General features: G+C 61.2%; 20 protein-coding genes and 1 tRNA gene. 9 read left to right on the plus strand and 12 right to left on the minus strand.

Going from position 1 to position 25,339, the window contains the following annotated elements; genetic code table 11:
- Positions 1–86: 86 nt before the first annotated feature.
- Both HMPREF2604_RS10915 and gltX read right to left on the minus strand, forming a co-directional pair.
- Positions 87–158 (minus strand) — tRNA-Gln (locus HMPREF2604_RS10915).
- Between the two features lie 173 nt (positions 159–331).
- A complete protein-coding gene (gltX, locus tag HMPREF2604_RS10920; RefSeq protein WP_083299251.1) occupies positions 332–1,831 on the minus strand; it encodes a glutamate--tRNA ligase in 1,500 nt (499 codons plus the stop codon).
- 162 nt (positions 1,832–1,993) lie between these two features.
- On the opposite strand from gltX, the gene HMPREF2604_RS10925 reads away from it, so the two are divergent.
- The 8 genes from HMPREF2604_RS10925 to HMPREF2604_RS10960 all read left to right on the plus strand — a co-directional run bounded on the left by HMPREF2604_RS10925 (position 1,994) and on the right by HMPREF2604_RS10960 (position 11,982).
- Positions 1,994–4,336, plus strand: coding sequence for a choice-of-anchor M domain-containing protein (locus HMPREF2604_RS10925; protein WP_070565367.1), 2,343 nt, complete (start codon positions 1,994–1,996; stop codon positions 4,334–4,336).
- A gap of 14 nt (positions 4,337–4,350) precedes the next feature.
- The gene (locus tag HMPREF2604_RS10930) at positions 4,351–5,448 is read left to right on the plus strand and encodes a choice-of-anchor M domain-containing protein (protein ID WP_070565369.1); all 1,098 of its coding nucleotides are present in this window, start codon (positions 4,351–4,353) and stop codon (positions 5,446–5,448) included.
- Positions 5,448–6,947 carry an anchored repeat ABC transporter, substrate-binding protein gene (locus HMPREF2604_RS10935; protein ID WP_070565371.1) on the plus strand — a complete coding sequence of 500 codons (1,500 nt, stop codon included), beginning with the start codon at positions 5,448–5,450 and terminating at the stop codon, positions 6,945–6,947. Before HMPREF2604_RS10930 ends, HMPREF2604_RS10935 begins: the two co-directional genes overlap by 1 nt.
- Entirely contained in the window at positions 6,940–7,839 is a 900-nt protein-coding gene (locus HMPREF2604_RS10940; protein WP_070524402.1) for a choice-of-anchor M domain-containing protein, read from the plus strand. Before HMPREF2604_RS10935 ends, HMPREF2604_RS10940 begins: the two co-directional genes overlap by 8 nt.
- Positions 7,832–8,560, plus strand: a complete 729-nt coding sequence (locus tag HMPREF2604_RS10945; RefSeq protein ID WP_070524404.1) for an anchored repeat-type ABC transporter ATP-binding subunit — start codon at positions 7,832–7,834, stop codon at positions 8,558–8,560. The genes HMPREF2604_RS10940 and HMPREF2604_RS10945 overlap by 8 nt, the downstream gene beginning before the upstream one ends.
- Positions 8,557–9,453, plus strand: coding sequence for an anchored repeat-type ABC transporter permease subunit (locus tag HMPREF2604_RS10950; RefSeq protein ID WP_070565373.1), 897 nt, complete (start codon positions 8,557–8,559; stop codon positions 9,451–9,453). The genes HMPREF2604_RS10945 and HMPREF2604_RS10950 overlap by 4 nt, the downstream gene beginning before the upstream one ends.
- Positions 9,450–10,799: a choice-of-anchor M domain-containing protein gene (locus HMPREF2604_RS10955; RefSeq protein ID WP_070565375.1), complete on the plus strand. Its 1,350-nt coding sequence runs from the start codon at positions 9,450–9,452 to the stop codon at positions 10,797–10,799. The genes HMPREF2604_RS10950 and HMPREF2604_RS10955 overlap by 4 nt, the downstream gene beginning before the upstream one ends.
- Before the next feature lie 79 nt (positions 10,800–10,878).
- Entirely contained in the window at positions 10,879–11,982 is a 1,104-nt protein-coding gene (locus HMPREF2604_RS10960) for an isochorismate synthase (protein ID WP_070565377.1), read from the plus strand.
- 8 nt (positions 11,983–11,990) lie between these two features.
- Here HMPREF2604_RS10960 and HMPREF2604_RS10965 read toward each other — a convergent pair whose 3' ends face one another.
- The 10 genes from HMPREF2604_RS10965 to HMPREF2604_RS11010 all read right to left on the minus strand — a co-directional run bounded on the left by HMPREF2604_RS10965 (position 11,991) and on the right by HMPREF2604_RS11010 (position 24,490).
- Entirely contained in the window at positions 11,991–12,800 is an 810-nt protein-coding gene (locus HMPREF2604_RS10965; RefSeq protein WP_185963178.1) for a fumarylacetoacetate hydrolase family protein, read from the minus strand.
- A 118-nt stretch (positions 12,801–12,918) separates the two neighbouring features.
- A complete protein-coding gene (locus HMPREF2604_RS10970; protein WP_070565379.1) occupies positions 12,919–13,536 on the minus strand; it encodes an exonuclease domain-containing protein in 618 nt (205 codons plus the stop codon).
- Positions 13,537–15,405, minus strand: coding sequence for a DUF294 nucleotidyltransferase-like domain-containing protein (locus HMPREF2604_RS10975; RefSeq protein WP_070565381.1), 1,869 nt, complete (start codon positions 15,403–15,405; stop codon positions 13,537–13,539).
- Between the two features lie 17 nt (positions 15,406–15,422).
- Entirely contained in the window at positions 15,423–16,442 is a 1,020-nt protein-coding gene (locus HMPREF2604_RS10980; protein ID WP_070565383.1) for a 3-isopropylmalate dehydrogenase, read from the minus strand.
- Positions 16,443–16,577: 135 nt separating this feature from the next.
- Complete coding sequence (gene serA / locus HMPREF2604_RS10985) at positions 16,578–18,164, minus strand: phosphoglycerate dehydrogenase (RefSeq protein ID WP_070565385.1); 1,587 nt, start codon at positions 18,162–18,164, stop codon at positions 16,578–16,580.
- A gap of 44 nt (positions 18,165–18,208) precedes the next feature.
- Positions 18,209–19,093, minus strand: a complete 885-nt coding sequence (locus HMPREF2604_RS10990) for a hypothetical protein (RefSeq protein ID WP_118854827.1) — start codon at positions 19,091–19,093, stop codon at positions 18,209–18,211.
- A 28-nt stretch (positions 19,094–19,121) separates the two neighbouring features.
- Positions 19,122–20,915: a GmrSD restriction endonuclease domain-containing protein gene (locus HMPREF2604_RS10995; protein WP_070565387.1), complete on the minus strand. Its 1,794-nt coding sequence runs from the start codon at positions 20,913–20,915 to the stop codon at positions 19,122–19,124.
- Between the two features lie 112 nt (positions 20,916–21,027).
- A complete protein-coding gene (gene ilvC, locus HMPREF2604_RS11000; protein ID WP_070564318.1) occupies positions 21,028–22,041 on the minus strand; it encodes a ketol-acid reductoisomerase in 1,014 nt (337 codons plus the stop codon).
- Between the two features lie 108 nt (positions 22,042–22,149).
- Positions 22,150–22,665 (minus strand): acetolactate synthase small subunit, encoded by a 516-nt coding sequence (ilvN, locus tag HMPREF2604_RS11005; protein ID WP_070528612.1) that lies wholly within the window; start codon positions 22,663–22,665, stop codon positions 22,150–22,152.
- Positions 22,658–24,490 carry an acetolactate synthase large subunit gene (locus HMPREF2604_RS11010; protein WP_070533038.1) on the minus strand — a complete coding sequence of 611 codons (1,833 nt, stop codon included), beginning with the start codon at positions 24,488–24,490 and terminating at the stop codon, positions 22,658–22,660. Before HMPREF2604_RS11010 ends, ilvN begins: the two co-directional genes overlap by 8 nt.
- A 314-nt stretch (positions 24,491–24,804) precedes the next feature.
- Between HMPREF2604_RS11010 and HMPREF2604_RS11015 the strand changes: the two genes are divergently transcribed.
- Positions 24,805–25,338 carry a PH domain-containing protein gene (locus HMPREF2604_RS11015; RefSeq protein ID WP_070533040.1) on the plus strand — a complete coding sequence of 178 codons (534 nt, stop codon included), beginning with the start codon at positions 24,805–24,807 and terminating at the stop codon, positions 25,336–25,338.
- The last annotated feature ends 1 nt before the right edge of the window (position 25,339 follow it).

Genomic DNA, 25,339 nt, shown 5'->3' on the forward strand with positions numbered 1-25,339 from the left:
CGGCGTCCTAGGCCGCTAGACGAACGGGGCATAGAACTGTGACCACTGACTGCAAAGTGCCGCTGCACTTTACGCAGTTATCACTGCTGGCCTACCAGGACTCGAACCTAGAATGACGGTACCAGAAACCGTTGTGTTGCCAATTACACCATAGGCCACTATCGCGTTGAGCTTGCTTGGAGCTTAACCCCTCGCCGCTCGCTGCAACGGTTTATTACTATATCCAGCACCACCGATACACACAAATCGCCAGGCCAGATAGCATTTTCGGGACATTAAGAACGATTCTTAATGCCCCGAAATTACAGGCCTGTGAGACTAGCGCTTGAGACTACTCAGCGCTCCACGGAGTCACGGCCAGAGCTGCCTTAAGGCGAGCCAGCGTGGACTCCTTGCCCAGCAGCTCCATGGACTCGAACAGCGGCGGGGAAACCTGCTGTCCCGAGACCGCGACACGCAGGGCGCCGTAGGCCTTGCGGGGCTTGAGACCGAGGTCGTCGATAAGTGCGCCAGAGAGAACCTTTTCAATCTCTTCGGTCTTCCACTCCCCAAGCTCCTCCAACTTGGCAATGGCGACCTCGAGAGGCTGAACAGCCTCCTCCTTGAGGTTCTTCTTCGCCGCCTTGGCATCGAGCTCCAGCTCAGCGTCCGGCGTGGTCAGGAAGGACATAAGCCCGTAAGCGTCAGACAGCGTCTTAATGCGGGTCTGCACCAGGTCGGCGGCGAAGGCGAACTTGTCTTCCGGGTAATCCGCAGGGAAGTCGGTGTACTCGGTGAGGTAATCCCGCAGGCGCTGGGCAAAGTCAGCCGGCTCAAGCAAACGAATGTGGTCGGCGTTGATGGCTTCCAACTTCTTCTGGTCGAAACGGGCGGGGTTGCCCAGGACGTCGTGCACATCGAAGTTGGCAATGAGCTCATCGACGGAGAAGATGTCCTTGTCCGCGGAAAGGGACCAGCCCAGCAGGGACAGGTAGTTGAGCATTCCCTCCGGGATGATACCCGCATCGCGGTGGTTGAACAGGTTGGACTGCGGATCGCGCTTGGACAGCTTCTTGTTGCCCTCACCCATCACGAACGGCAGGTGGCCGAACTCCGGGGTCTGCTTGGCAATGCCCAACTCAATGAGCGCCTCGTAGAGGGCGAGCTGGCGCGGAGTGGAAGACAGCAGATCTTCGCCGCGCAACACGTGGGTAACCCCCATGAGCGCGTCATCGACGGGGTTAACCAACGTGTAGAGCGGTGCGCCATTGGAGCGGGCCACCACATAATCCGGCTGGGTCTCCGACTTAAAAGTCAGCTCTCCACGCACCAGGTCATTCCACGTCCAGTCCTTGTCCGGCATGCGAAGGCGCCACACCGGCTTGCGGCCTTCCGCCTCGAAGGCATCGATCTGCTCCTGGGTGAGGTCGCGGTCAAAGTTGTCGTAGCCAAGCTGCGGGTCGCGTCCGGCCGCCTTGTGGCGCGCCTGCACTTCTTCATTGGTGGAATAAGCCGGGTAGACATAGCCGCCATCCTTGAGCTTCTGCAGGACATCGGCATAAATATCCATGCGCTGCGACTGACGGTACGGCTCGTCCGGACCACCCACATTGACGCCTTCATCCCAGCCCAAGCCGAGCCAGTTCAGCGAATCAATGATGGCCTGGAAGGACTCCTCGGAGTCACGAGCGGCATCGGTGTCCTCGATGCGGAAGATGAGCTTGCCGCCGGTGTGGCGGGCATAGGCCCAGTTGAACAGCGCCGTGCGGACCATGCCCACGTGGGGCGTTCCTGTGGGCGACGGGCAAAAACGTACGCGGACGTCGGAAGTTGTTTCAGTCATGTCAACCATCGTAGTTCAGCGCTGAGTTACGGCACCGCCCGCCCCACTTGGGGGTAATTGAACCCGGTTTCCACTAAGCGTGAACTGGGTTTTCGATCCAGACTAAACGGAATTGATTTCCATTCCCTATAGTGAAATTCTCTCGACAGAACTGAAGAAAGGTTCCACACTGTGGCTCGAACTCGCTCCGTGGCGCTGCTTACCTGCGCCACACTTCTCTTCTCCCCCGCTACCGCCGTAGCCGGCCCTGACGACGGCAAACACGTCGCCACCCAAACGCACATCGATTCCCCCAAAGCATTCTGGGAAGACGATTCTCTTAACCTCAAGAGCCATTCAGCCGAGTCTGACCACGACCTCGCCGACACCGTCACGTGGGTAGGCAAAGGCTGGGACCAAAACGGCACGAACCAATACCAGTTCACCGTGCCTGAAGACCCTGCGCTCTCCTTCCTGGGGAAGCCGGGCGAAACCTATTACATGGCCCCTGCCAGCGTGCAGGGCAGCCTGGACCCGGTATGGATGGGCTTTGGCGCGGACACTGAGCTGCCTGTCGACAGCTTCCGCGATAACATCGCCTCCCTCGACCTGTTAAGCGTCGATGGACCGGGCGAAGTAGAGATGTTTGGCTACTACCCCGGCCCTGGCGGGCTTCAACGATTCTTTGGCACGTCGGAGGGCGCACCTCACTCCGCGTGGCTGACTAGTGGCACGCATACCCACAACTTCACTGTCTTTTCCAAACCCGGGCGCTACCAGCTCACATACCAAACCACCGCGCGAAACAAAGACGGCGAGTTCATTTCCTCCAAGCCGACAACCACGTCCATTCAGGTCGGAGGGCAGCGCCCGTCAGACCACAAGACTCCCTCCCTCAAGGAGCGCTTCGAACAGGCATCCGCAGGGGATGCTAGCCAGAAGGACTATCGCTTGCGCATCGCCCCTGCCAAGTCCCGTGACAAAGATGGAGATGAGCGGCTTTCCTCCATCGACTTCACTGGGGGCAGTAACGGCACGCTCACGCTGCTTATCGACGGCTACTTCCTCACCGATCTAGCCGTGAAAGATGGCAAGGCACACTTCGATGAATTCTTAGGGCCCGAGGCCTCAACAATCCAAGCTGTGTACACCCCGGAGGACGGCAGCCCGCGCTGGGTGAGCGAGGAGCTCGCCTATTCTGAAAACGCTGAGCTTTCTACCTCCTCGAAGACGTCCGCGGAGTCCTGGGAGGAGACGACCAACCCCCGTCAACTCTTCTCCGGAGAAGAGGTTTCGCTATCTGACACGGGACTGTCCGCGCGCGCCGTTCCGGAGGGCGAAGACGCCACCCGCATCATCCTGGAGGCAGCCGATAAAAACCTGGAAGGCTACGTGCACGGTGGCTTCTTTAGTAAGGGAAGCTCGCTTCCGGACATCGATTTCGACGGCACTATCACCCGCGGCCGCGCGGAATTTGTCGTCGGTGCCAATGCAAACTTCAACGGCAATACCGTGCGCCTCGATATTCTTCCGCACCCAAGCATCACGCAAGACTCCGGCAGCATCACGCTGACCGACAATTTCGCTTTCGGAAAAACGTACGAGCGCGTGGGCAAACTCGGCGCTGGGGCTCAGGCTCCTACGCCAGCCCCAGATAACACTCCTCAGCCCGAACCCGGCGACAACACCGGTGTCTGCGCCGACAAGGCAGTGCTCGACCACGGACACGTCGATATTGCGGTATCCCGTGACGGCGATAAGTTTCTCACCCGCCTCAAGGATGAAACGGCCATCGTGGATAAGAAGACCGTTGAGCGCCCGCTTGACGACGTCGTCCTCGCAGTACACGACAACGCACTGCGCTCCCGCCCCGCCGCGCTCAACGGCAAGGAATTCGACTACCTGGGCAAGGAGAAATTCTTCCTCCTCCCCCAAACCCAAGAGCAGAGCATCATCTGGCCGGGATATAACACCCAAGCTCTCAACTACAAGGACTATAAAGACGGCAAGGTCATGCTCAATATTAAGCCCGTCGAGAAGCCTGAAGGCGCAGAAATTGGGCTCTTCACCACTGAAGGATTAGGCAAAGGTTTTACCCCGCTGATCAACTCAGCCGCAGGAGACTTGTCCATCGAGACCACTTTTGCCTCGCATACCCACAGCAATTGGGTGTTTACCAAGCCGGGAATCTACAAGCTCGAAGTCAGCTATACGGCCACCACCGCCGATGGCAAAGAAATTTCTTCCGAACCCCAGGTGCTCACCGTCGCGGCTGGCGACGCCGCAATCAAGGACTGCGCAAGCTCCAAGGAAGGAAGCGAAGGCGAAGGCACCAACACACCCGGCGGTAAGAAGCCAGGAAACACGAAACCCAGTGGAGATAAGGGGATGACGTCCTCTAAGCCCAAGCTCGACAGCCTGTGGGGATTAGTGCTTCCGGCCGTCGTGGCCCTCATTTTCCAACGCCTCTTCAATTTCTACAACGACCACAGAGCCCAGATCGAGGCCCGCTTCAACGGTCTACTTCACCGCTAGAAAGGACACTTCGATTGCATTCCGCACCGCTGAAAACATTCAATGCCGCCGTGTGCGCCATCGCCGTGACACTTCTCGTGGCCGTCTTTGGCTTTCCAGCGACTGCCCGCGCCGAAAGCGAGGTTATAGATTCTGGGCACGTGGATGCCTTCTATGTCTCCGCGCCGGATGGTCAGCTGACGCTGTCGATGAAGGAAGACGTAACTGGTAGTGGCGTCATCAGGCCCGGTAACGATGTCACCCTCAAGGTGGCTGAGGAGGCATGGAGCGAGGCGACCGAGCGCATCGATGGCATCGGCACACCGACGTACTACCTCCCCCAGACCCAGGACAGCTCACTCCTGTGGCCGGGTTGGGATACGCAAGCGGCCCAATCTGCTGGATATAAGGACGTGAACTTCGAATTTGTTGAGGTCACCGGGCCCGGCGACATTTTCATCTTCGAAACCGCAGGCTTTGGTGATATTCAACCGGTCACGGACGCCGGCGAGCTCGACTTGGTGTCCGGTGACGTCATCAATCAGGCTTACCCGGCGCACCGCCACGTCAATTGGGCGTTTAGCGAACCTGGTACGTACACCATGACTGTTCAGGCTGAATCCAACGGCGACACGAGTAATCAGGTCACCTATACCTGGGACGTCGGCGACGGCGAAGCCGCTCCCCAGGATTCCGGGGACGAGGAATCCAGCGTCGATGATGGCACTGACGGTGCCGACGATGACCACGGGACTGCGCAAGGCGCCGCCTCCCCTGAGCAACCTGCTTCCTCCAACTCCGGCTCACGCTCTCACGCTGGAAGCACCGGAGCCGGCAGCTCTGGAGGCGCTGCCCGCGGATCGGCCACCGCTGCCGGTGCCAAAGACACCAAACAACAGGCCCACAACAAGGAGCGTAAAGACCGCACAACTCGCGGGGAAAGGAAGGAGCGCAAGCCTTCTCACCGATCCGCCGAAACCGCAGACGGGGAGAATGTGGACACGGTGGCTGCGGCCGGCTACTACGACAGCGGGCAAAACCTGTTGCCGTGGGGCATCGGCATCCTCGGCCTGGGAATGCTTGTGCTGGGCCTGGCGCTAGCGCGCCTCGCGCTGCTGAGGGGCCGCGACTGATGCCTCGGAAAGTACGCACTCGGATGGCGTGCATCGCGATTCTTTCCGCCATCTCTCTCGGTGCCTCAGCGCTGAGTGGCTGCGCGAGCACTGCCAGCGGAGACGATGCAAAGGTGAAGGTGGTGGCGACGACACCGATACTGGGGGACGTCGCCAAGCATGTGGCCGGACATGACGCCACGGTGACGACCCTGATCCCCGCGGGAAAGGATCCCCATACCTTTGAACCGAGCCTGCGCTCGGTGCGGGACATCGCAAACGCAGACGTACTGCTGTCCAACGGGTTTCTTCTCGAGCCACAGAATCTGCTGAAGTCCATGAAGGAGTCGTCGGATGTGCCCGTCACCGAAGTGGCGGATCAGGCCTCCACGCGCGGCGCGAAGCTGGTCCCGCTGGTGGAGAACATCGCGCTCGATGCCGTGTGGCTGGGATTGCGTGTGCGCAACGCAGCCCCAGGTACCACGAGCGTCGACCTGCGCCTGATCGACGCAGAAGGCCCGGGCGATGCCGCCGCCTACGTGGTCTCGACATTCGGTACGCCAGAGGTCCTTTTTAACACCGCCGATGGGATAGATCCGCGCGAGGATTCCACAACGCTGCCAGCCAACGCCCACACGCACGTTTCCTGGGCTTTTAGCAAGCCCGGTATCTACAGGTTGAGCTTTGGCGCTCACGATGGCTCCCCGCAGGAATTCACAGTGGCCGTCGGCGTAAACGCACCTGAGGGGATGCACGAGCTCGATGCGGGCCACGTGGATATCACCGCTGACATGGCTACAGGAAAACTCGATTTGGAGGACCAAGGCGAGCGTTTTGATCCGAAGACCACGGTGTTGCGCGTCCCTAACTCCGCGCTGCAGGAGATCCCGCCGGATCCCTCCTACCGTTTCTTAGGCCGTCCAGGCGATGAAACCTATCTCCTGCCGCAGGCGGTGTTAGGAAAGCACATTCACGGTGAGGTGGACCCGCACCTGTGGCATAACGCCGCTAACGTTGTCAGTTTTACCGAGGTCATCGCTGAACAGCTTGCCCAGGCGGACCCCTCGCACGGCGCGGATTACCGCGCCCGCGCACAGGACTACATCACGCAGTTGCGGGAAACCGATGCCGAAGTAAGACGGCTCATCTCCTCCATCCCGGAGCGCAACCGCCACCTGGTTACGCCGCATCACGGTTATGCCTACTTGGAGCAAGGCTACGGCATTGATATTGCGGGCTTCGTTACTCCGAACCCGGCCATCGAGCCCTCGCCGCGCGATGTCATCGCTCTGCGCCGCACCTTGGAGAACCTCCAGCTTCCCGCCGTATTCGTAGAACCAACGCAACAAGCCAGCGCGGATGTCATCCGGGAAGCCGCCGATTCCCTCGGGGTGGCTGTATGCCCGATTTACGGCGACACGCTTGATGACGCCGTTCCGACGTATCTCGACCTCTTGCGCTTCAACGCGCACTCACTCAACCGCTGTCTCAGCAACACAACAAAGGAATCTCATGTCTAAACTCACCATCCGAACCGTCACTATGCCGCTTGCGGCAACGCTTACCGCCGCGGCCTTGGCTTTCGCACCGGCAGCTGCCTTCGCCGGAGATCTCGCCCAGGTGGTCAGCTCTAACGAAGAGGTAGCCGCGCCTGGAACGGCTGCCACCATCGATCACGGCCACGTCGACCTAGGGCTCCTGCTCTCCGAAGGCCAAGCTGAGTTCCTCGCTCGCGATGATTCGGCTGAAACACCCGTGTGGCGCCAGCCCGAGGATGTGGTCTTCCAGGTGGGTGACAACGCCCTGTTGACTCTGCCGGAGGACAAGGCATTCTCCTTCGTTGGCGCAGAACCTGGCTCGCAGGTGTGGGTCGTACCGCAAACGGAGCAGGCTGACGTTCCGTGGTTGGGCTGGAATACCCAAGCTCCCTCATTGGCAGACAACGTTGAGCGAGGAGTGACAATGGAGTTCCTCGGGCACCAAGGCCCGGGTGAGTTCTCCCTCTTCCTGCAAAACGGCGGCTTCGAAGAACCTCAGCTGCTGTGGTCTACAGCAACCGGGGACTCAGAAGGCTTCTGGGTGGACTTGGGCACTCATACCCACGCCAATTGGGTGTTCACCGAGCCCGGCATTCACCAGATCCGGGTCCGCATGAGCGGCGAGGGCGCAGGAGAAAGCGCCGGAAAAGAGGTAGCTGCCGAAGCCACCTTGACCTTCGCTGTGGGCGATGACGCCGACGTTGCGCAAGCACAGGCCGTGGAATGGGACCCCAATGCCGAGTCCTCCGCCACGTCCGGCTCTATGTCGGCGTCGGTGCCCACGTGGATCTGGGCGCTCGCGGGCGTAGGCGTCCTCGTGCTCATCGGTGCCATCATCGCCGTCGTGCGCGCGAAGGGTGGGCGGCGTGGCTAATCCCTTCATTACGGTAAACGATCTGTCCGTATCGCTGTCCGGCCGCCGCGTCATCGACGGGGCAAGCTTTTCTGTTAACCCTGGCGAGTTTATCGGGCTCCTCGGTCCGAACGGCGCTGGCAAAACCACGCTCATGCGCGCTGTCTTAGGCCTCGTGCCCTTTACCGGGACCATCGACGTGACCACCTCGCTTGGCTATGTCCCGCAGCGCCACGACGTAGAGTGGGACTTCCCCATCAGCGTGGCCAAGGCGGTGCTGAGTGGGCGCACTGGACTAGTGGGGTGGTTCCGGCGCCCAGGGCGCTCCGATAAGGAGGCCGCGCGGCGGGCCATCGAGCTGACCAACCTGGAAGAATTCGCACGGCGTCCTATAGCCCAGCTTTCCGGCGGGCAACGCCAGCGCGTCCTCATCGCCCGCGCCTTAGCTTGCGAACCAGAGGTGCTGCTTCTCGACGAACCTTTCACCGGCCTCGACGCCCCCAATACCGAGGAGCTCTTGCTTCTTTTTGACAAGCTCACTACAGATGGCACCAGCGTTGTCATGTCCACGCACAACCTCTCAGAGGCCGCACATTCCTGCTCACGGCTTGTGCTCTTCAACCGGGGCATCATCGCTGACGGCCCAGCGGAAACCCTGCGCTTAACCCCACAGCCTTGGAGCACCACCTTCGGAGTCTCAGCCTCCTCGCCCCTGCTCTCCGCGATTGGGGTGGCGGCATGATCGACATCTCGCTAGTTGAGTTCTTCCAAGACCTCACCAACCCGCACTTGGACTTCCTCGCCCGCGCAGTAGGGATCTCCCTCCTCGCCGCAATCGTGTGCGGCGTGGTGGGGTGCTACGTCGTGCTACGTGGAATGGCCTTCATCGGCGATGCAGTGTCCCACGCAGTGTTCCCGGGACTGGCCATCGCCTTCGCACTTCACGGGTCAGTACTGCTGGGCGGCGCCGTGGCGGGTTGCGCGGTGGCCGTGCTCATCGCGTGCTTCTCCCAGCGGCGAACTGTGCGCGAAGATTCCGTCATCGGCATCTTCTTTGCCGCTTCCTTTGCGCTCGGCATGGTGATCATCTCACGCGTGGAGGGTTACACGGCTTCGCTCACCAGCTTTCTTTTCGGCTCGCTGACGGGCGTCTCCCACGCAGATCTCTACACCGCGTTCACCGTCTCGGTGCTTATCGTGGCCACAGTATTGCTCCTCGGCCCCCAGCTCACAGCCACCTGCATGGACAAAGAGACTGCCCGTGCCATGGGGCTTCCCGTCTTTGTCCTAGACATCGTGCTTTACCTTTGCGTCACGGGCGCGGTGGTTATCTCCGTGGGAACCATCGGCAACGTCCTCGTCCTGGCCCTCCTCATCACCCCAGCCGCGACCGCCAGGCTGCTTTGTGACTCGCTGGGGTCAATGATGGTCGCCTCCGCGGTGATCGGTTCGCTGGGCAGTTTCTTCGGAATCTACCTCGCATGGGCCATCGATCTTCCCGCCGGCGCAACCATCGTTCTGCTGCTCACCGCCTTCTTCCTTGTGGCGTGGGCACTCTCCCCTCTACTGCATTCCCGCCGCGACGCGGCATCCACCTCGCAATCACACACCTCGAAGGAGACCTTGTCCGCATGAACTCTTTTCATATGACACGTATGAGCTTCCGCCCGCTTACCCTGACCGCTGTCGCTGCACTAGCTCTCAGCACACCGCCGTTGGTGGCCGCTGCACCGCCAGCCCTCGCCGAAGAGCACGCGAGCGAGGCCTCCTGCGATGCCGACTCCCTGCACGCCTTTACCCGTGGACACCAAGACCTAGCATTGGTCGGAGATTCCGGAAACCTCTCCTTCTTGGCCCGCGATGACGAGTCAGGCAAGGACTACACCTCCGGCGAGTTTTACGTGGAGGTGGGCAGCAACGCCGCCTTTGAAGAATCCGCAGGCAACGACATCCCATCGAAAGGCTGGCAGATTCCCCAAACCCAGAACCCGGATATCCCGTGGGTTGGATTCAACACCAGCTACCTCGACGAGGCTGCGGCAGCCGACGCCACCCTTTCCTTAACGCTGCACGCCGCGCCGGACGGCGGGCGCATGGTGGGTTTCCAGAACTCTGTGGGTGCTGAACCCACCGTGCTCTTTGATTCAGATAACCCGGATATCACTTGGGACTACCCCGATCACTTCCACAGCCACACCGGGATAATCTTCACCGAACCGGGAGCATACGCCGCTACCTTCACGTTCACGCTCAACGATGGCTCCGAGCACTCCATCGACGTACCGTTCCTGGTCGGCGACGCCGATGCCTCCGACCTCTGCGAATTGGAGTGGGACTCCAGCGAAGGCGACAATGCTGGCTCGGGCAGCCCGAAGAACCGGCCGCAGCAACTGGCCAAGGACATCAATGACACCTCCAAGTCCATCGCACAGTTGGATAAGACTATGGACAAAACACTCAAGGAGGCAGATACCCTCCTCAACGGTGGAAAGCCCTCCGAAACAAGTCGGGCTCAGGATTCGCGGCACTCCACGCGTCCGAGTGCACGCAGTAAAGCACAACCGGGAACATCACCAACGTCTAAAGAGCCCAGTACTGAACGCCCAGCTGATGGCCAGCGCTCAGTGTCGCAGTCCCAGAACTCGGCACAGAACGGTGTAGCCCACACAGCGCAAGGACAGAGAGATTCGGCACACCGTGGGGCGTCGCAAAGCACTGCTTCCTCAGGAGAAAAAGGCTCCACGCGCAACACCGCTGCCAACCGGGAACGCGGCGCAAAGCAGGAAGCACAGCAACAGCACTCTGCGTCCGACTCCAACGAAGACTATGCTGACGCCGAAAACATCCAGGCCATGAGCTATGGAGCCCCGATGGTCGGCTTCTGGGCAGGCTTTCTCGCAGGCATGGGCTCCCTGGCCCTGCTACTTGGTATCGGGCTGTTTGTTGCCGTGCAGTTCTTCCGCCCGCGCAATCGCGACTAGCACCTCGATACCGGTCATATCACAAAAGCAAGGGATCTGGTTTCGGCGCTAGCAGCGGAAGGAACTAGAGTAATTCCTTATGTGTGAAAACAGACCCTCTACCGCCCCCGACTTCCTCCTGTCCCGCGCGACGGGGTCTGTGCGTACCCAAGGTTCAACCACCACCTTTAGCGCTGTCGATGATGCAGTGTCCGCACTACGTGCCGGCAGCGCGCCCATGATCGTCGGCGCACTTCCCTTTCACAAGGGTGATCCAGCTGCGCTCACCGTGCCGCGCAGCATCATTCGTGAGGACGGGCCTCTTGAGCCCCATGCCTACTACCGCAGCGGCAAGCTCAATGCGCGCGTGACCGGTTTTGATCCGGAGCCGGAAGAGCACCTGCGCCGCATTGAGGCCGCCATCGCTACGATCGAAGCCTCCAAACTGGACAAGGTGGTTCTTGCTCGCGCCGTTGACATTGAGTTCAATGCTCCGGTGGATCCGCTCCTCGTGGCCGCGCGGTTGATCGATCTATCCTCGCACCGCGATGGCTTCATCGCCGACCTGTCGCCGGCGGGGCGCCCGGGTTCTATGCTCGTGGGCTCCTCCCCGGAAGTGTTGATTAAGAAGCAAGGCTCAACGGTTACGGCCTTCCCCCTAGCTGGCTCGGCGCCCCGCCAGGCCGATAAGGCACGCGATATCAAGGCCGGTCAAGACCTCCAAAACTCAGGCAAGGATCTGCGCGAGCATGCCTTCGTCGTGGACCACATCCGCCGGATCTTGCAGCCGCTGTGCAGGACTCTCGACGCCCCCACCACCCCGCAGCTGACCTCCACGAACGAGATGTGGCATCTGGGAACCCCGATCGCGGGAACACTGAAGGATTCGAATTTCACGGCACTCGAACTGGCCGAGCTGATCTACCCCACCCCCGCCATCTGCGGCACCCCCACGGAAGCCGCGCAAGCGCTCATCGAAACCGCCGAAGCCGACCGCGGCTTCTACGCCGGTGCAGTGGGCTGGTGCGATGACTCCGGCGACGGCGAATACATGGTGGCCATCCGCTGCGCGGAAGTAGCCGGCGATGGGCTCTCCGCCCGCGCGTGGGCAGGCGGCGGAATCGTCGTGGATTCCGACCCGACGGCCGAGCTTCAGGAAACCACGGCGAAGTTGCGCACCATTCTCAAAGCACTCGGCCTCTAGAGCGGCCTTTAGGCCCGCTCAATCGGGTTGGTCAGGCTGCCCACGCCGGGGATCTCAATTTCGATGGTATCGCCCGGCACCATCGGCGCCGTACCAGCCGGGGAGCCTGTGGTGATGACATCGCCGGGCAGAAGCGTGTACGACTGCGAGATCTCCGCGATGATGCCGCCCATCTTCACGATCATCTGGTCGGTGTTGGAATCCTGCTTTTGCTCGCGCTTGCCATCGTGGGTCAGGTAAGCGTTGATCTTCTGGTCATCGAGGTCGATGCAGTCCAGGTCCGTCTCAATCCACGGGCCTAGCGGGCAGAAGGTGTCAATACCCTTCGCACGTGCCCACTGGCCATCCTGGAACTGCAGGTCGCGCGAAGAGACATCGTTGCAAATGGTGTAGCCAACGACGTGATCACGCCACTTCTCCGGATCAATGTTCTTCGAGACCTTTGAGATCACCACCGCGAGCTCTCCCTCGAACTCCACGTTGGTGGCGAACTCCGGGATCTTGATGGGGGCACCGGGGCCAATGACTGCGGTGGAGGGCTTAATAAAGATCGTCGGCGGGAGGTGCTCCGCGGATTCCTTGAAGACCTCAGCCACGTGGTCGGCGTAGTTGCGGCCAAGCGCCACGACCTTGGTGGGCAGGGTCGGCGCCAGCAAGCGCACCTCACTCAACGGCCACTCGCGGCCAGTTGGCTCCGGCGGGGTAAACGGGGTGCCGGAGATTTCCTTGGCCACCAACTGGTCAAGTGGGGCGTCGGCGGGACCATCAATGATGGCGAAACAAATACCTTCGGTGTGAGCAATTCGTCCTAAACGCATGACGGCCATACTACTCGCAAGGGTTTTTCACTCGCGTTCAGGGGCTAGGTGTAAAGCTTGCAAAGAACGCGATGATACTGCAGGCGTCCAACTTGTGGTACAACGCCCGCTCGGCCGCCTAGCGCTTGGCGACGTCCCCCAAGGTCACCGCCCGCGTGCTCCCCCGCTGTGCCAGATATAGCTCAGCGCAGGCCAAAGCATCACTCAGCGCGTTGTGATTGCCATAGCGCGGCAAGCCGTATCTCGCGCGAACTCGGGGAAGGCGCAGGTCCTCGCCGCGCGGATAAGTGCCCATACGTTCCATGTGGCGCCGCTCGATAGCGAAGGTATCCACCACGCTCAGCCGAGGGACCTGACCAAATATCTCTTTGGAAGCCGCTTCTATGAAACCCACCTCCACAGGTGCGAAGTGAGCGAGTAGCGCTCGGCCGTTCAGGGCCTTTCGCAACTGCTTCATTGCCACTTTGCGTTCCTCGCCGGCATCGATGACCTCCTGCGTCAGCAGGTGAACATGTGCATCTTCTGCCACCTTCGCGCCGCGCACCACGGTATAGCCGGCGCCAGATAGGTCGATAACACCGCCGTTCACCGGGACCCACCCGATAGAAACAATCTTTCCTGTGCGCGGATCAAGACTCGTGGTCTCCATATCTACGGCGAGCAATCCCAGCTCATCGAGCGGGGTGCTTCGTACAGGCGCGCCCCAATCCGCGCGGCGGCTCCACCGGCTCCACATCTAGATACTCCTCACCGGGTACTTGGTGGCAAGCGCGTTCTGCATGGACTTGATCGCACGGAAAGCATCGCGCAGGTGCTCGCGGTCCATCCGCCCCAAGCTCTTGGGGTCAATGTGGTAGTCCGGCTTGTGCCCTTCCCGCAACTGTCGGGCTTGGTGCTCGAAGGAAAGGGATCGGAGGTAGTCGAAGGCGTCGAGAAGCTCCTGTGCACCGCGGCGGCTCACCGCGTTCCCGGCGGCTTCGCTTAGGCGCTGGCGGGTGTCCACCACCGTGGAGCCGGATGCTAAGGCGAAGAGCCGCGCCATCTGGACAATACCCGCGGTACCTCCCTTTTTGATGTCGAGGGTATGTGCATAGTCGCCATCGCGCTCCACCACGAGTCCGCGAAAAAGCGTCAGCGGCGGCTCGCGGCGCGCGGCCAGGCTAGCCAGGTGGGCGTGCAGGCGCGTCGCACCCTTGCCCATCTCCACGGCGGCAGTGTGGACCTCGAGGGCCAGCTCCTCGCTTCCGTAGAGCACGCGGAAGTCGAAGAAAATCTGGGCGTTGAGCAGCGCCTCCGGTTGGGGGTCCCGGATCCATCTGCGGAAGGTGCCGATCCATTGGGAGCGCGTCATCCGCCACTCGGCGTTCATGGCCATCATGTCACCAGGGCACAGAGCCTGACCGGCGGCGGCAAGGCCCTGGCACACGAAGGTACTAAACCGTGCGAAGTACTCGCCGTGCGCGTTGGCATCATAATCATCCGCGAGGACAAGCGCATTATCTTGATCTGAGGCCAGCGCCATTTCGCGCCGCCCCTGCGAACCCACGGCCACGAAGGCATACTCCACTGGCGGAGGACCCAGTTCTTCCTCGGCAAGGGTACATAGGCGGCGCGCTACCGCATCGGCGGCCAACGTGACCAGGCTGGACGCTTCCGCCGGCGTAGAGCCGCGTTCCACGAAACGTCCGGCAAGAAGCGTGGCTTCGTGGAAGGCTTCATTAAGCTCAGCGGCATTGGCGCGCCGCGAGAGATCTGCGGCGAGGTAGACCGGATCATTGTAGAGCAGCCGCGTGATGTCCGATTGCGTGACTATTCCCTGCAGGGTGCCTTCTTTAACCACCGGCAGGTGGTGGATTCCGCGCTCCGCCATGTGCAGCAGAGCCTCCATAGCGGGGGCATCTGCCGATACCGTGAGGGGCTGAGGCGTCATGATCTCCCCCACCGATTCAGCAGGGTCACGCTCCGCGGCGAGCACGCGGGTGCGCAGATCACGGTCGGTCACAATGCCGGCAAGACGCTTGGCTGAATCTGAACCCGGTGTAACAACGAGCAGTGAGGACACGCCGCGGTCCGTCATCAGCATCGCGGCTTCACGGATGGTGGTGGCAGCCGGCGCAGTCAATATGTCGGTGCGAGTGAGCTCTCGCAGCGGCGTGCGTAAAACGTCGGTCGAAGTGGATTCAGACAGCTCGCGTGCTGCCGCACGGATCCGGCGAGACTGCGCTGAAAAGAAACGCGCAATGTCGGGGTTGCGGCGGGACAACTCGGTGAAGTCCTCCTGCGCCAGGGTGAAGACGAGGCTGTCCTCTACCGCGACCATCTCATAAGCGGAGTGCGGCTCCCCCTGCAGCGTGGAATAACCGAAGGTGAGCCCGGATTCGCGGCGGTCTAGCAGCATGCCGTCCTCCCCCAGCACATCGATCGCCCCGGTGCGGATGATGTGGAGGTTGGCATTTTCTTGCCCCAGCTTGATGGGGAAATCCCCTCGGCGCAGGTAGATCATGCTCAACTGTGAGGACAGCGCAACGAGCTCTTCCTCCGGCAGGTGGGAGAAAGGCTCATTCTTGGCCAGGAAGCTGGTGACCTCGTCTATTTCGACGCTCATACGCCAACCATACAGGGCTAGGCGCTGAGCGCGGAGGCGATTCGATCACCAATTTCGGTGGTGCGCGCCTGTGCGTCGCCGCGGGAGGAGACGTCGGCAGCCACGGCCTCTTCGATGCGCACGGCGTTCTCCTCATCCCCGAGGTGGCGCAACAGCATGGCTGCCGACAGGATCGCCGCGGTGGGATCCGCAATGCCCTTGCCTGCGATATCCGGGGCGGAGCCGTGTACCGGTTCAAACATGGAGGGATTAGCGCCGGAGACATCGATGTTGCCCGAGGCAGCCAGACCAATACCGCCGGTGACTGCACCCGCCAAGTCGGTCAGGATGTCGCCGAAGAGGTTGTCGGTCACGATAACGTCATAGCGCGCTGGGTCGGTGACCATGTAGATCGTTGCGGCATCGATGTGGTTGTAATCTACGGTGACCTCGGGGAATTCCTTCGCAACCTCGTCCACCGTGCGCTGCCAGAGGCCACCGGCATTAACAAGGACATTGGTCTTGTGCACCAAAGTCACGTGCTTGCGGCGGCTCATCGCACGCTGAAAGGCATCCCGCACAACGCGTTCAACTCCAAAGCGCGTGTTCTGAGAGACCTCCGAGGCCACCTCGTGTTCAGTACCTTCGCGCAGCGTACCGCCGTTTCCGCAGTACAGACCTTCGGTGCCCTCACGGACGACGACAAAGTCGATATCGCCCGGGTTTGCCAGCGGAGAGGTGGACGTCGGGTACAGCTTGGAGGGGCGCAGGTTGACGTGATGGTCCAGGGCGAAACGCATCTTCAGCAGCAAGCCGCGCTCAAGCACACCGGGCGGGACCTCATCGGGCGCACCAATGGCGCCGAGCAGGATGGCGTCGTGTTCGCGCAGGGAGGCCAGGTCGGCGTCGGTAAGCAGCTCCCCGTTGCGCAGGTAGCGTCGGGCACCGAGGTCATAGTCCGTTACCTCGACATCCTGGCGTACCGCGCGCAGGACCTTGAGTGCTTCCGCGGTTACCTCGGGGCCGATTCCATCGCCGCCAATCACTGCCAGTTTCATTTTGTGGGATTCCTTTCTCACATATTGGATATATGTGAGAGTACCACCCCCTCTGCCTTGAGGGCGGCGAAACCCCCGCAAAGAACCGTTCTCGGTCCTTCACGGGGGCTGGGATGAAAGGTTCAGCTGTCCAGTCTAGGCATCCAAATCAAGCTGGCGGCAGGTAGCACCCAGCGCCGCGTTGATTTCCTCGACAAGCTCCTCCGGTACCTCGCGCTCAACTCGCAAGATAAGGACTGCATCGGAGACATCCTTGCCCTGGGTCAATGCGGCCGCCACGATATTGATGCCGGCAGCGCCAAGCTTCGTACCCACAGTGCCCAAGGCACCCGGGGCATCCTTGTAGGAGAAGAAGAGGTTGCGGCCCGTTGCGCGCATGTCGACGCCACGGCCGTTGATACGGACGATCTTTTCGACGCCGTCGATGCCAGTCAGGGCACCAGTGAGCTGCGATACCAAGCCGTCGGGGCCGATAACCTTGACCCTCACGGAGGAGCGGTGCCCCTTCGATTCCACGTTGGTCTTGACGTCCACGCTCACGCCGCGGCTTTCGGCGATCTGCATCGCGTTCACAAAAGTAACGGTCTCCGAGACCACGCCAGAAAACAGCCCGCGAACCGCGGACAAACCAAGAGCCGAAACATCCTCGTTGGCCAGCTCGCCGCAAGCCTCCACTTCGACGGCAACCGGCGCAGCATCCAACAGGTTGCCTGCGACGAGGCCCAGCTTGCGCGTCAGATCCAACCAGCCGGCAACCTCTTCGCCGACCCGGCCGCCTTCGACGTTGACGGCATCCGCAACGAACTCGCCGGCCAATGCCTTGAGTACGGAGGCAGCCACATCGGTACCCGCGCGATCCTGAGCCTCGACCGTAGACGCGCCAAGGTGCGGGGATACGGTAACTTGCGGAAGCTCGAAGAGCGGGGAATCCGTGCATGGCTCGGAGGCATAAACATCGAAGCCGGCGCCGCGGTGGTGACCAGACTTGATCGAAGCAGCCAAGGCTGCCTCATCGACCAAGCCGCCGCGGGCAGCGTTGATAATGATCTGCCCCTTCTTGGCCTTCGCCAGGAGCTCGGCGTCAAACATGCCGGCGGTCTCCGGAGTCTTGGGCAGGTGAATGGTCACGAAGTCAGCGCGAGACATGAGCTCCTCAAGGGGCACCAATTCCACGCCCAGCGCTGCCGCACGGGCCGGGTTGGCATAAGGGTCGTGCGCGATGACGGTGGTCTCAAATGCCAGCAAGCGCTGGGCAAAGAGCTGGCCGATGTGACCGAAACCCACGATGCCGATGGTCTTGCCGTATACCTCAACCCCCTTGAAGGAGGAACGCTTCCACTCACCTTGGCGCAGGGACTGATCCGCCGCCGGAACCTGGCGTGCGGTGGCGAGAAGCAGCGCGATCGCCTGCTCGCAGGCGGAGTGGATGTTGGAGGTCGGCGCGTTGACAACCATGACGCCACGCTCGGTGGCAGCGGGGATATCAACGTTGTCCAAGCCGACGCCGGCACGCCCCACAATCTTCAGGTTCTTCGCTGCGGTCAACACCTCCGCGTCCACGGTCGTAGCGGAGCGGACGAGGAGGGCGTCTGCCTCCGGCACCGCGGCAAGCAGCTCCGCGCGGTTGGGACCGTCAACCCAGCGGACTTCAACTGTGTCCCCGAGAGCATCGACGGTGGATTCTGCAAGCTTATCGGCGATAAGTACGACCGGCTTCGACATAACTTCCTTCACTAGTCTGAAATGTGGATGCCGAGAAGTGTAGTTTATTCTTTCCAGCCCTGAGCGATTTTATGCGTGAATTCTGTCACTGAACCGAATTCCGGCCCGAGGGCCACGATCGGGCCATCCGCCAACCCCGCAGTAATCGCCGCGCCGGCTTTCGTTGCCGTCGGATCCGGTTGCGCCATCACGAACACCGTACCGCCATACGCGGTGGCGTTCACCACGTTTGCTAAAGGGCTGTCCTTCGTCGCAACGATCACCGGTGCCATCTGCGCATCACGGCGCGCCTGGGCAGGAATCGCTGGCATCTTTTCCTTCGTAAGGTGCTGCGACAGGGGTTCCCACGCGGCCTTCAACTCCGTCTTGGTTGAGGAATCTAGGCGGGTGATGCTGTCCACCATGCGCTCGCGATTCACCACCACCTTGGATTCAAAGCGGAATGCGGTGTACTCCCCCAGCGCCTTGGTGTTTCCCGGATCATGCACCACTTCGCGTTCGCCATTGTGGCTAGCCCATGGGACATCCCCGATGACGAGGATCTGGTCAACGTCAAGGTCGGTAAGCAGCTGCGAGATCTGCGGGCGAATCGAGGAATCGTAGGTCACCATTGGCACGCGCTGCGATACGCTCAGCGTCGCGGCCCGCAGGGCAGCGGCATCTGAGTCTTCGGCCAAGATCAGCGTATTGCTTTCCTTGAAGAACAAACGCGCGGAGTCAATTCCCCAGCGGTCCTCAACCACCGTAACCTCGTTGGCGAATTGCGGGTCAATAAGCCGCAGACGGTTTTCTTCGCTCGCGCGGGCTAGGTCAATCTCCGCCTCAGGGCGGGCGGCAATGTCCTGCGTCAGGATTGGCTCACCGCGCCCCAACGAGGAGCAGCCCACGGCCGCAAGCGCGCTCATGCCCAGCAGCAGCGCTACAGGCACGACACGCAGTGCGCTCGGCGACGACACCTTAACGCGCAAAGGCCTGCGGGCCCTCTTCGCCGCCGGAAAGGTTCGCCTCATCCACGTCGCGCACAACCTTCTTGTTGAGCGCGTATTCAACGATGCCCACGAAACGCTCGCGGCGATCGGCAAAGAACTGATGCGCAGTCTTCGCGGTCAGCAGCTCCGGTTCTAAGTCATGGGAGGCCAGCACGCTGTCGAACTCAGCGTCTTCCATGATTGACTTCGACTGCACGCGCGGCAGGTAGCGCTCCGGCGAGTGCCCGTCGAGGACAACCTCGGTGCGCTTGCCCATCGGCGTGCGGTTGAGCACGGAATTAGCCAGTACACCGCTGACGCCGTGGCGCTCACACCAACGAAGCGGGAAGACCGGGAAGAAGCCTGGTTGCAGCTCCTCGAAGCTGTGGCGGTTGAACGGGCGGCCGGTACGCCAGTCCTTCGCGCCGCGTGCCATGAGCAGAGCATAGAGGCCGTGCCACACTCCGTCGTGCTCCCCCACAGACAACAAGCGGGACTCGCGGAAGGAGGCATCGCGCACAGTCTTCGGGACATCCTCGGTCTCACCCGCGACCCACGCCGTGACCTCATCGACATCACGCGCGGCGCGCAGCCTCACTGCAGAAGAGCCATAAAGCTCACCAAAGACACCGCTCCAGAACCACTGGTTGAGGCGGTCCCATGCGTCCTGGCTGGACAGCACGCCCTTCTTTTCTGCCAGGCGCGCAAGGATGACAGCCAGCGGAATGATCTGCTCGGAATAAGGCACCTGCTCAAGGGAGAGAATGCAGCGCTCGGCCAAGAACTCAGCGACCTCACGGAAAGTAATTACCAGGGTTTGCGAGGCCTTGCGGTACTCATTCAGTGACAGCTGCAAGATATCTTCGCGCTGGCCGCCAGCGTTCCCCTTCTCCCCGGACACCAGCAGCGATACTGCCGAAAGGAACTCATTGCGGCCGATGCCGTCGAGAGCCGGGAAGGCACGCAGCTGCTTCTCGACGCGTGCCCAATCCTCCGCCAGGTGAAAGTCCGGATCTTCAGAAGCAAAGACAGCCGTCAGGAGATCGAAGACGTCCATCTGCAAACCGGCCGAGTTAGCCTGAGCGAAAATGGAGCCAATTCCCGAGCTCGCCGTCTCGCGCGAGAGGCGAATCATCGGCACCGTGTAGCCGGACAGGGGCCGTAGAATCCGGTTATTGAAGGCAGCGACGACGTCACGGGTGGCGCCATCGTTGGCAGCGGCGAGCTCGAAGAGCATGCTGGTGCCTTCCTCACTCAGCAACGCCGAGACCGGGATGCAGCACGCCTGTACTGCGGCCTCACGACTGTCCAAGGTACCCTCGATGTCCGGCGCGAAGTGGGAGCGCAGCTCGCCGTGCTGATTGATGGCAAAGACAGCTTCATCCGGCATGATGTCCTCGGAGGTAGCTTTGCGCAGGTCCACGAAGTACTTGCGGGAGACTTTCTTGGAGCGGAAATCGGTGGTATCCACAAAGCCCTCACCGCGGAAGCAGTGATACAGGGTGGTTAGCCTCTGCTGCCCATCGAGCAGGAGCAGGCCGGGGTTCACCCCAGTGTTAGGCGCGCCCGCGAGAGGCCGTGGCCGAAAGCGCATGGCTTCATTGCGGGTGTCCAAGGCCATGAATGCACCGAGCGGGTAGCCGCGCAGGACGGTGACGATCAGCGATCGAATTCGGTCTTCATCCCAGGCATAGGAGCGCTGGAAATCGGGCAGCTGAATATCACCACGATCGATGCGAGCGAAAAGGTCATTAAGGTCATAGCTTGGCGTAGAGAAACCCATGGCCCCGAGCCTACAACTAAATGTGGGAATATGCCCGTTTATGTGCGAACATCACATCAAAAGGAAATCCCGCTGACCAGTGGCCAACGGGATTCTGTAGTCGAAGCGCAGTTTAGGCAGTTGCATCCAGCGGATTCTTGACCCAGCTCATGAGGTCACGCAGCTGGGAGCCGGTCTGCTCAATCGGGTGGGAGTTCACCTTGGCGCGCAGCTCCTCCAGCTCCTTATTGCCGCCCTCTACGTTGGCGACGAGGCGCTTGACGAAGGTGCCGTCCTGGATATCAGTGAGGACATCCTTCATGCGTTCCTTCACGGAAGCGTCGATGACGCGCGGGCCGGAGAGGTAGCCACCGAACTCAGCGGTGTCGGAACAGGAGTAGTTCATGTTCTTGATGCCGCCCTCAACGATGAGGTCAACGATGAGCTTCAGCTCGTGGCAGACCTCGAAATAAGCCATCTCAGGCTCATAGCCAGCTTCAGTCAGGACCTCGAAGCCGTTCATGATCAGGTACTCCACGCCACCGCACAGGACCGCCTGCTCACCGAAGAGATCGGTCTCGGTCTCATCCTTGAAGGTGGTTGGGATAACGCCGGCGCGGGCACCGCCGATGGCCGCAGCATAGGACAGGGTCAGCTCGCGCCCCTCGCCCTTCGGGTCCTGCTCGGTGGCGATCAGGCAGGGAACGCCCTTGCCGTCGACGAACTGGCGGCGAACCAGGTGGCCCGGGCCCTTCGGAGCAACCATGCCGATGGTGATGTTCTCCGCCGGCTTGATCAGGCCAAAGTGGATGTTGAGGCCGTGGCCGAAGAACAGCGCGTTGCCGTCCTCCAGGTTCGGCTCGATATCATCTGTAAAGATCGTCGCCTGGGAGGTATCCGGCGCCAGCAGCATGATGACATCAGCCCACTTGGCGGCCTCAGCGTTGCTGAAAACCTTGAAGCCAGCCTCTTCTGCCTTCTCGCGGGACTTCGAGCCCTCGCGCAGGCCGATGGCGACCTCAACGCCGGAATCACGCAGGTTCATAGCGTGGGCGTGGCCCTGGGAGCCGTAGCCGATGATGGCGACCTTGCGGCCCTGGATGATGGTCAGGTCTGCATCAGATTCGTACAGAGTCTCAATAGCCATGTTTGATGTTCCTTTTCTTTTGGGTTAGTTCGCACTACGCATCCAGTAGTGACTCGGCCTATTGAATTTGTATCACACCTTGGGACAGTTTGCCCACCTTGTGGGATTTTATTTCGTCGGTGCCATTGCTTTCGGGCCGCGCCCCAGTGCGACGTTGCCAGATTGCACCAGCTCGCGGATACCGAAGGGCTCGAGGACGTCGAGAAGCGCCTGCAGCTTGCCCGGGGTACCGGTGGCCTCCACCACCACGGACTCCGGCGACACATCCACGATGCGTGCGCGGAAGATGTTCACTGCATCGACCACCTGAGGGCGGTTAGAGTTATCCGCGGCTACCTTCACCAACATGATGGAGCGCGCAATCGTGTTCTCTTCCTCGAGCTCAACTACCTTGAGCACCGGGACGATTTTGTTGAGCTGCTTCGTCACCTGCTCGATGATGACCTCGGAGGCATCCACGACGATGGTCAGGCGGTTAATACCTTCCGTCTCGGTCCGAGCGGACACCAGCGAGATGAGGTTGTAGCCACGGCGGGTGAACATGCCGGTCACACGGGAGATGATGCCCTCAATATCCTGAACCCGCACGGAGAGGATGTGTCGGGTGATGTCGTCTTTAGCCATTGTTTTCGGCCTCCTCGAGAGATTCGTGGATGTCGGCCGGTTCCTCGGCCGCGGACTCATTGTCATCAAACAGCGGGCGCAGGCCCAGGGCGTACTGGATCTCCTCATTGGAGGCACCGCCACCAATCATTGGCCACACCTGGGCATCCTGGCCCACGATGAAGTCAATAACCACTGGGCGGTCATTAATTGAGCGCGCACGCTCAATCGCGGGGCCGATCTCTTCTGCTGTGGTGACGCGAATGGACTCGCAGCCCAAGGCTTCGCTGAGCTTGACGAAGTCCGGTACATACTCGTCGTGCTCGCGCAGCTTGGTGTGGGAGTACTTGTTGTCATAGAAGAGCGTCTGCCACTGGCGCACCATGCCCAGGTTGCCGTTATTGATCACGGCAACCTTGATGGGAAAGCCTTCCACGGCCGCGGTGGTCAGCTCCTGGTTCGTCATCTGGAAGCAGCCATCGCCATCGATAGCCCAGACCTCTCGCTCCGGGCAGGCAGCCTTAGCCCCCAGCGCCGCGGGCACGGCGTAGCCCATCGTGCCGGCGCCACCGGAGTTGATCCAGCTGCGGGGGTGCTCAAAGTCGAGGAACTGCGCCGACCACATCTGGTGCTGGCCCACGCCCGCACAGTAGATAGCCTCCGGGCCAACGATGGAGCTGAGTTTTTGGATCACCTCTTGCGGGTTGAGCAGGCCATCTGACGTCGGCTCAAAGCCGCGCGGGAAGCGGCGCTGCATGTTCCCCAAATACTCCATCCACGGACCAATTCGCGGGGCATCCAGCTCCGCATCATTGGCATAAGCCTTGGTCAGTCGCAAAAGCACCTCGCGGGCATCGCCCACGATGGGAACAGCCACCTCGCGGATTTTGCCGATTTCCGCCGGGTCAATGTCGGCATGGATCACCTCGGCGTGGGGAGCAAAGGTGTCCGTATCACCGGTCACGCGGTCGTCGAAGCGTGCGCCCACGGCGATGATAAGGTCCGCGCGCTGCAGGGCCGCCACCGCGGGAACGGTACCGTGCATGCCGGGCATACCCATGTGCTGCGGGTGATTATCCGGGAAGGCACCGAGAGCCATGAGCGTGGTCACCACAGGGATTCCGGTCAGCTCCGCGAACTCGCGCAGCTCGCGGGAGGCCTCGGCCTTGATGACGCCGCCGCCAACGTAGAGCACCGGACGCTCGGCGCGCGCAATGCGCTGAACGGCCTGGGTAATCTGGCGCGGATGCGGAGTAGTCGTGGGCTTGTACCCCGGTAGCTCCGGCATCTTTGGGCCCGAATATTCCATATAAGCGTTCTGCACGTCCTTCGGAATATCCACGAGCACAGGCCCAGGGCGCCCAGTGGCGGCCAAATGGAAGGCGGCCGCGATCGCCCCGGGGATATCTTCTGCCTTGGTGACGATGAAGTTGTGCTTCGTAATCGGCATCGTCACGCCACGGATATCAGCCTCTTGGAAGGCATCGGTGCCCAGCAGGGAGCTGCCCACCTGGCCCGTGATTGCCACGACGGGAATCGAGTCCAGGTTGGCGTCAGCCAGCGGGGTCACCAGGTTGGTCGCACCCGGGCCGGAGGTAGCAATCATGACGCCGACCTTTCCGGATGCTTGGGCGTAGCCTTCGGCTGCATGGCCGGCCCCCTGCTCGTGGCGGGTGAGCACGTGGCGCAGCTTCGTGGATTCAAAGAGGGCGTCGTACAGCGGAAGCACGGCGCCACCCGGAATGCCGAAGACAAGCTCGGTGCCGAGATCTTCGAGGGTGCGGACAATGGCGTGTGCGCCCGTGATGCGCTCGGGCGCCCGCTGTGGCGGTGTGGAAGCTGTCACGGTTGATGTGCTCCTTCAGTGGGGTGGGTGGTGAAGAGATCATCCAACGAGTAACGCCCCCGTCTTTCCTTCCTGGGTGTGAAGGTAACGGGGGCGCTTGCTGGTCGACGTCACTTGTGGACTCGCTACGGCTCGCGCCGCCCGGGTACTACTACGAGGTGAAGTCGAATAATGATCATGGGACAAACTGTACACTGATAGAAACACCACCACTGGCATTTACCCCCATTTTTGGGATCTTTTTCTCATTTTGCGAGATTGCACAGGTGGGGCGGTTCGCCACCGCGCCGCACAGTCAATTACGATGGCCCACTATGACGTCCTCACATCCGCAGAACGCATCAACTCGTGCCGAACACCCCACGGCCGAAACGTTCAAGCCCACCCGCGAACACCTCCTCGGCATTGGCATCCTCGCCGCCATTGCATTTCTCAGCATTGGCTGGGCCCCGAAGTACCTCTTCTGGGTACTCATCTTCCCAGTGCTGGCCATCTGGTGGGTTCTACGCGCACGCACCACCGTCGACGGCAAGGGCATCCACATCACCTATGGCTTCCGCGGCCCCAAGAACATCGAGTGGGGCAACTTCAAGGGAATCGGCTTCCAGCGCTCGCGGGCCTACGCCCGCACCACAAGCGGCAACAACTTCAACCTGCCGGGAGTGACCTTCAACTCCCTCCCCCGCCTTGCCGCCGCTTCCAATGGGCGCATCCCCGACGCATTGACTGCAGGCCGCAACGCCGCCGACGACAAGGTCATCATCGTCCACCGCGATGGCCAGCAAGTCCTCCTCACCAAGGAGGAATACGCCGAGTACCTCAAGAAACACCCCGAATTAAAGGATTAAC

It is taken from the genome of Corynebacterium sp. HMSC055A01 (genome assembly GCF_001809405.1).
GTDB lineage: Bacteria > Actinomycetota > Actinomycetes > Mycobacteriales > Mycobacteriaceae > Corynebacterium > Corynebacterium hesseae.

Bases quoted from the DNA above. Each gene is read 5' to 3' on its own strand.
- HMPREF2604_RS11015 (WP_070533040.1), top strand. From the start codon at position 24,805: ATGACGTCCTCACATCCGCAGAACGCATCAACTCGTGCCGAACACCCC.
- HMPREF2604_RS10970 (WP_070565379.1), bottom strand. From the start codon at position 13,536: ATGTGGAGCCGGTGGAGCCGCCGCGCGGATTGGGGCGCGCCTGTACGA.
- ilvC (WP_070564318.1), bottom strand. From the start codon at position 22,041: ATGGCTATTGAGACTCTGTACGAATCTGATGCAGACCTGACCATCATC.
- HMPREF2604_RS10960 (WP_070565377.1), top strand. From the start codon at position 10,879: ATGTGTGAAAACAGACCCTCTACCGCCCCCGACTTCCTCCTGTCCCGC.
- HMPREF2604_RS10940 (WP_070524402.1), top strand. From the start codon at position 6,940: ATGTCTAAACTCACCATCCGAACCGTCACTATGCCGCTTGCGGCAACG.
- HMPREF2604_RS10935 (WP_070565371.1), top strand. From the start codon at position 5,448: ATGCCTCGGAAAGTACGCACTCGGATGGCGTGCATCGCGATTCTTTCC.
- HMPREF2604_RS10955 (WP_070565375.1), top strand. From the start codon at position 9,450: ATGAACTCTTTTCATATGACACGTATGAGCTTCCGCCCGCTTACCCTG.
- HMPREF2604_RS10965 (WP_185963178.1), bottom strand. From the start codon at position 12,800: ATGCGTTTAGGACGAATTGCTCACACCGAAGGTATTTGTTTCGCCATC.
- gltX (WP_083299251.1), bottom strand. From the start codon at position 1,831: ATGGTTGACATGACTGAAACAACTTCCGACGTCCGCGTACGTTTTTGC.
- ilvN (WP_070528612.1), bottom strand. From the start codon at position 22,665: ATGGCTAAAGACGACATCACCCGACACATCCTCTCCGTGCGGGTTCAG.
- HMPREF2604_RS10950 (WP_070565373.1), top strand. From the start codon at position 8,557: ATGATCGACATCTCGCTAGTTGAGTTCTTCCAAGACCTCACCAACCCG.
- serA (WP_070565385.1), bottom strand. From the start codon at position 18,164: ATGTCGAAGCCGGTCGTACTTATCGCCGATAAGCTTGCAGAATCCACC.
- HMPREF2604_RS10980 (WP_070565383.1), bottom strand. From the start codon at position 16,442: ATGAAACTGGCAGTGATTGGCGGCGATGGAATCGGCCCCGAGGTAACC.
- HMPREF2604_RS10975 (WP_070565381.1), bottom strand. From the start codon at position 15,405: ATGAGCGTCGAAATAGACGAGGTCACCAGCTTCCTGGCCAAGAATGAG.
- HMPREF2604_RS10995 (WP_070565387.1), bottom strand. From the start codon at position 20,915: ATGGGTTTCTCTACGCCAAGCTATGACCTTAATGACCTTTTCGCTCGC.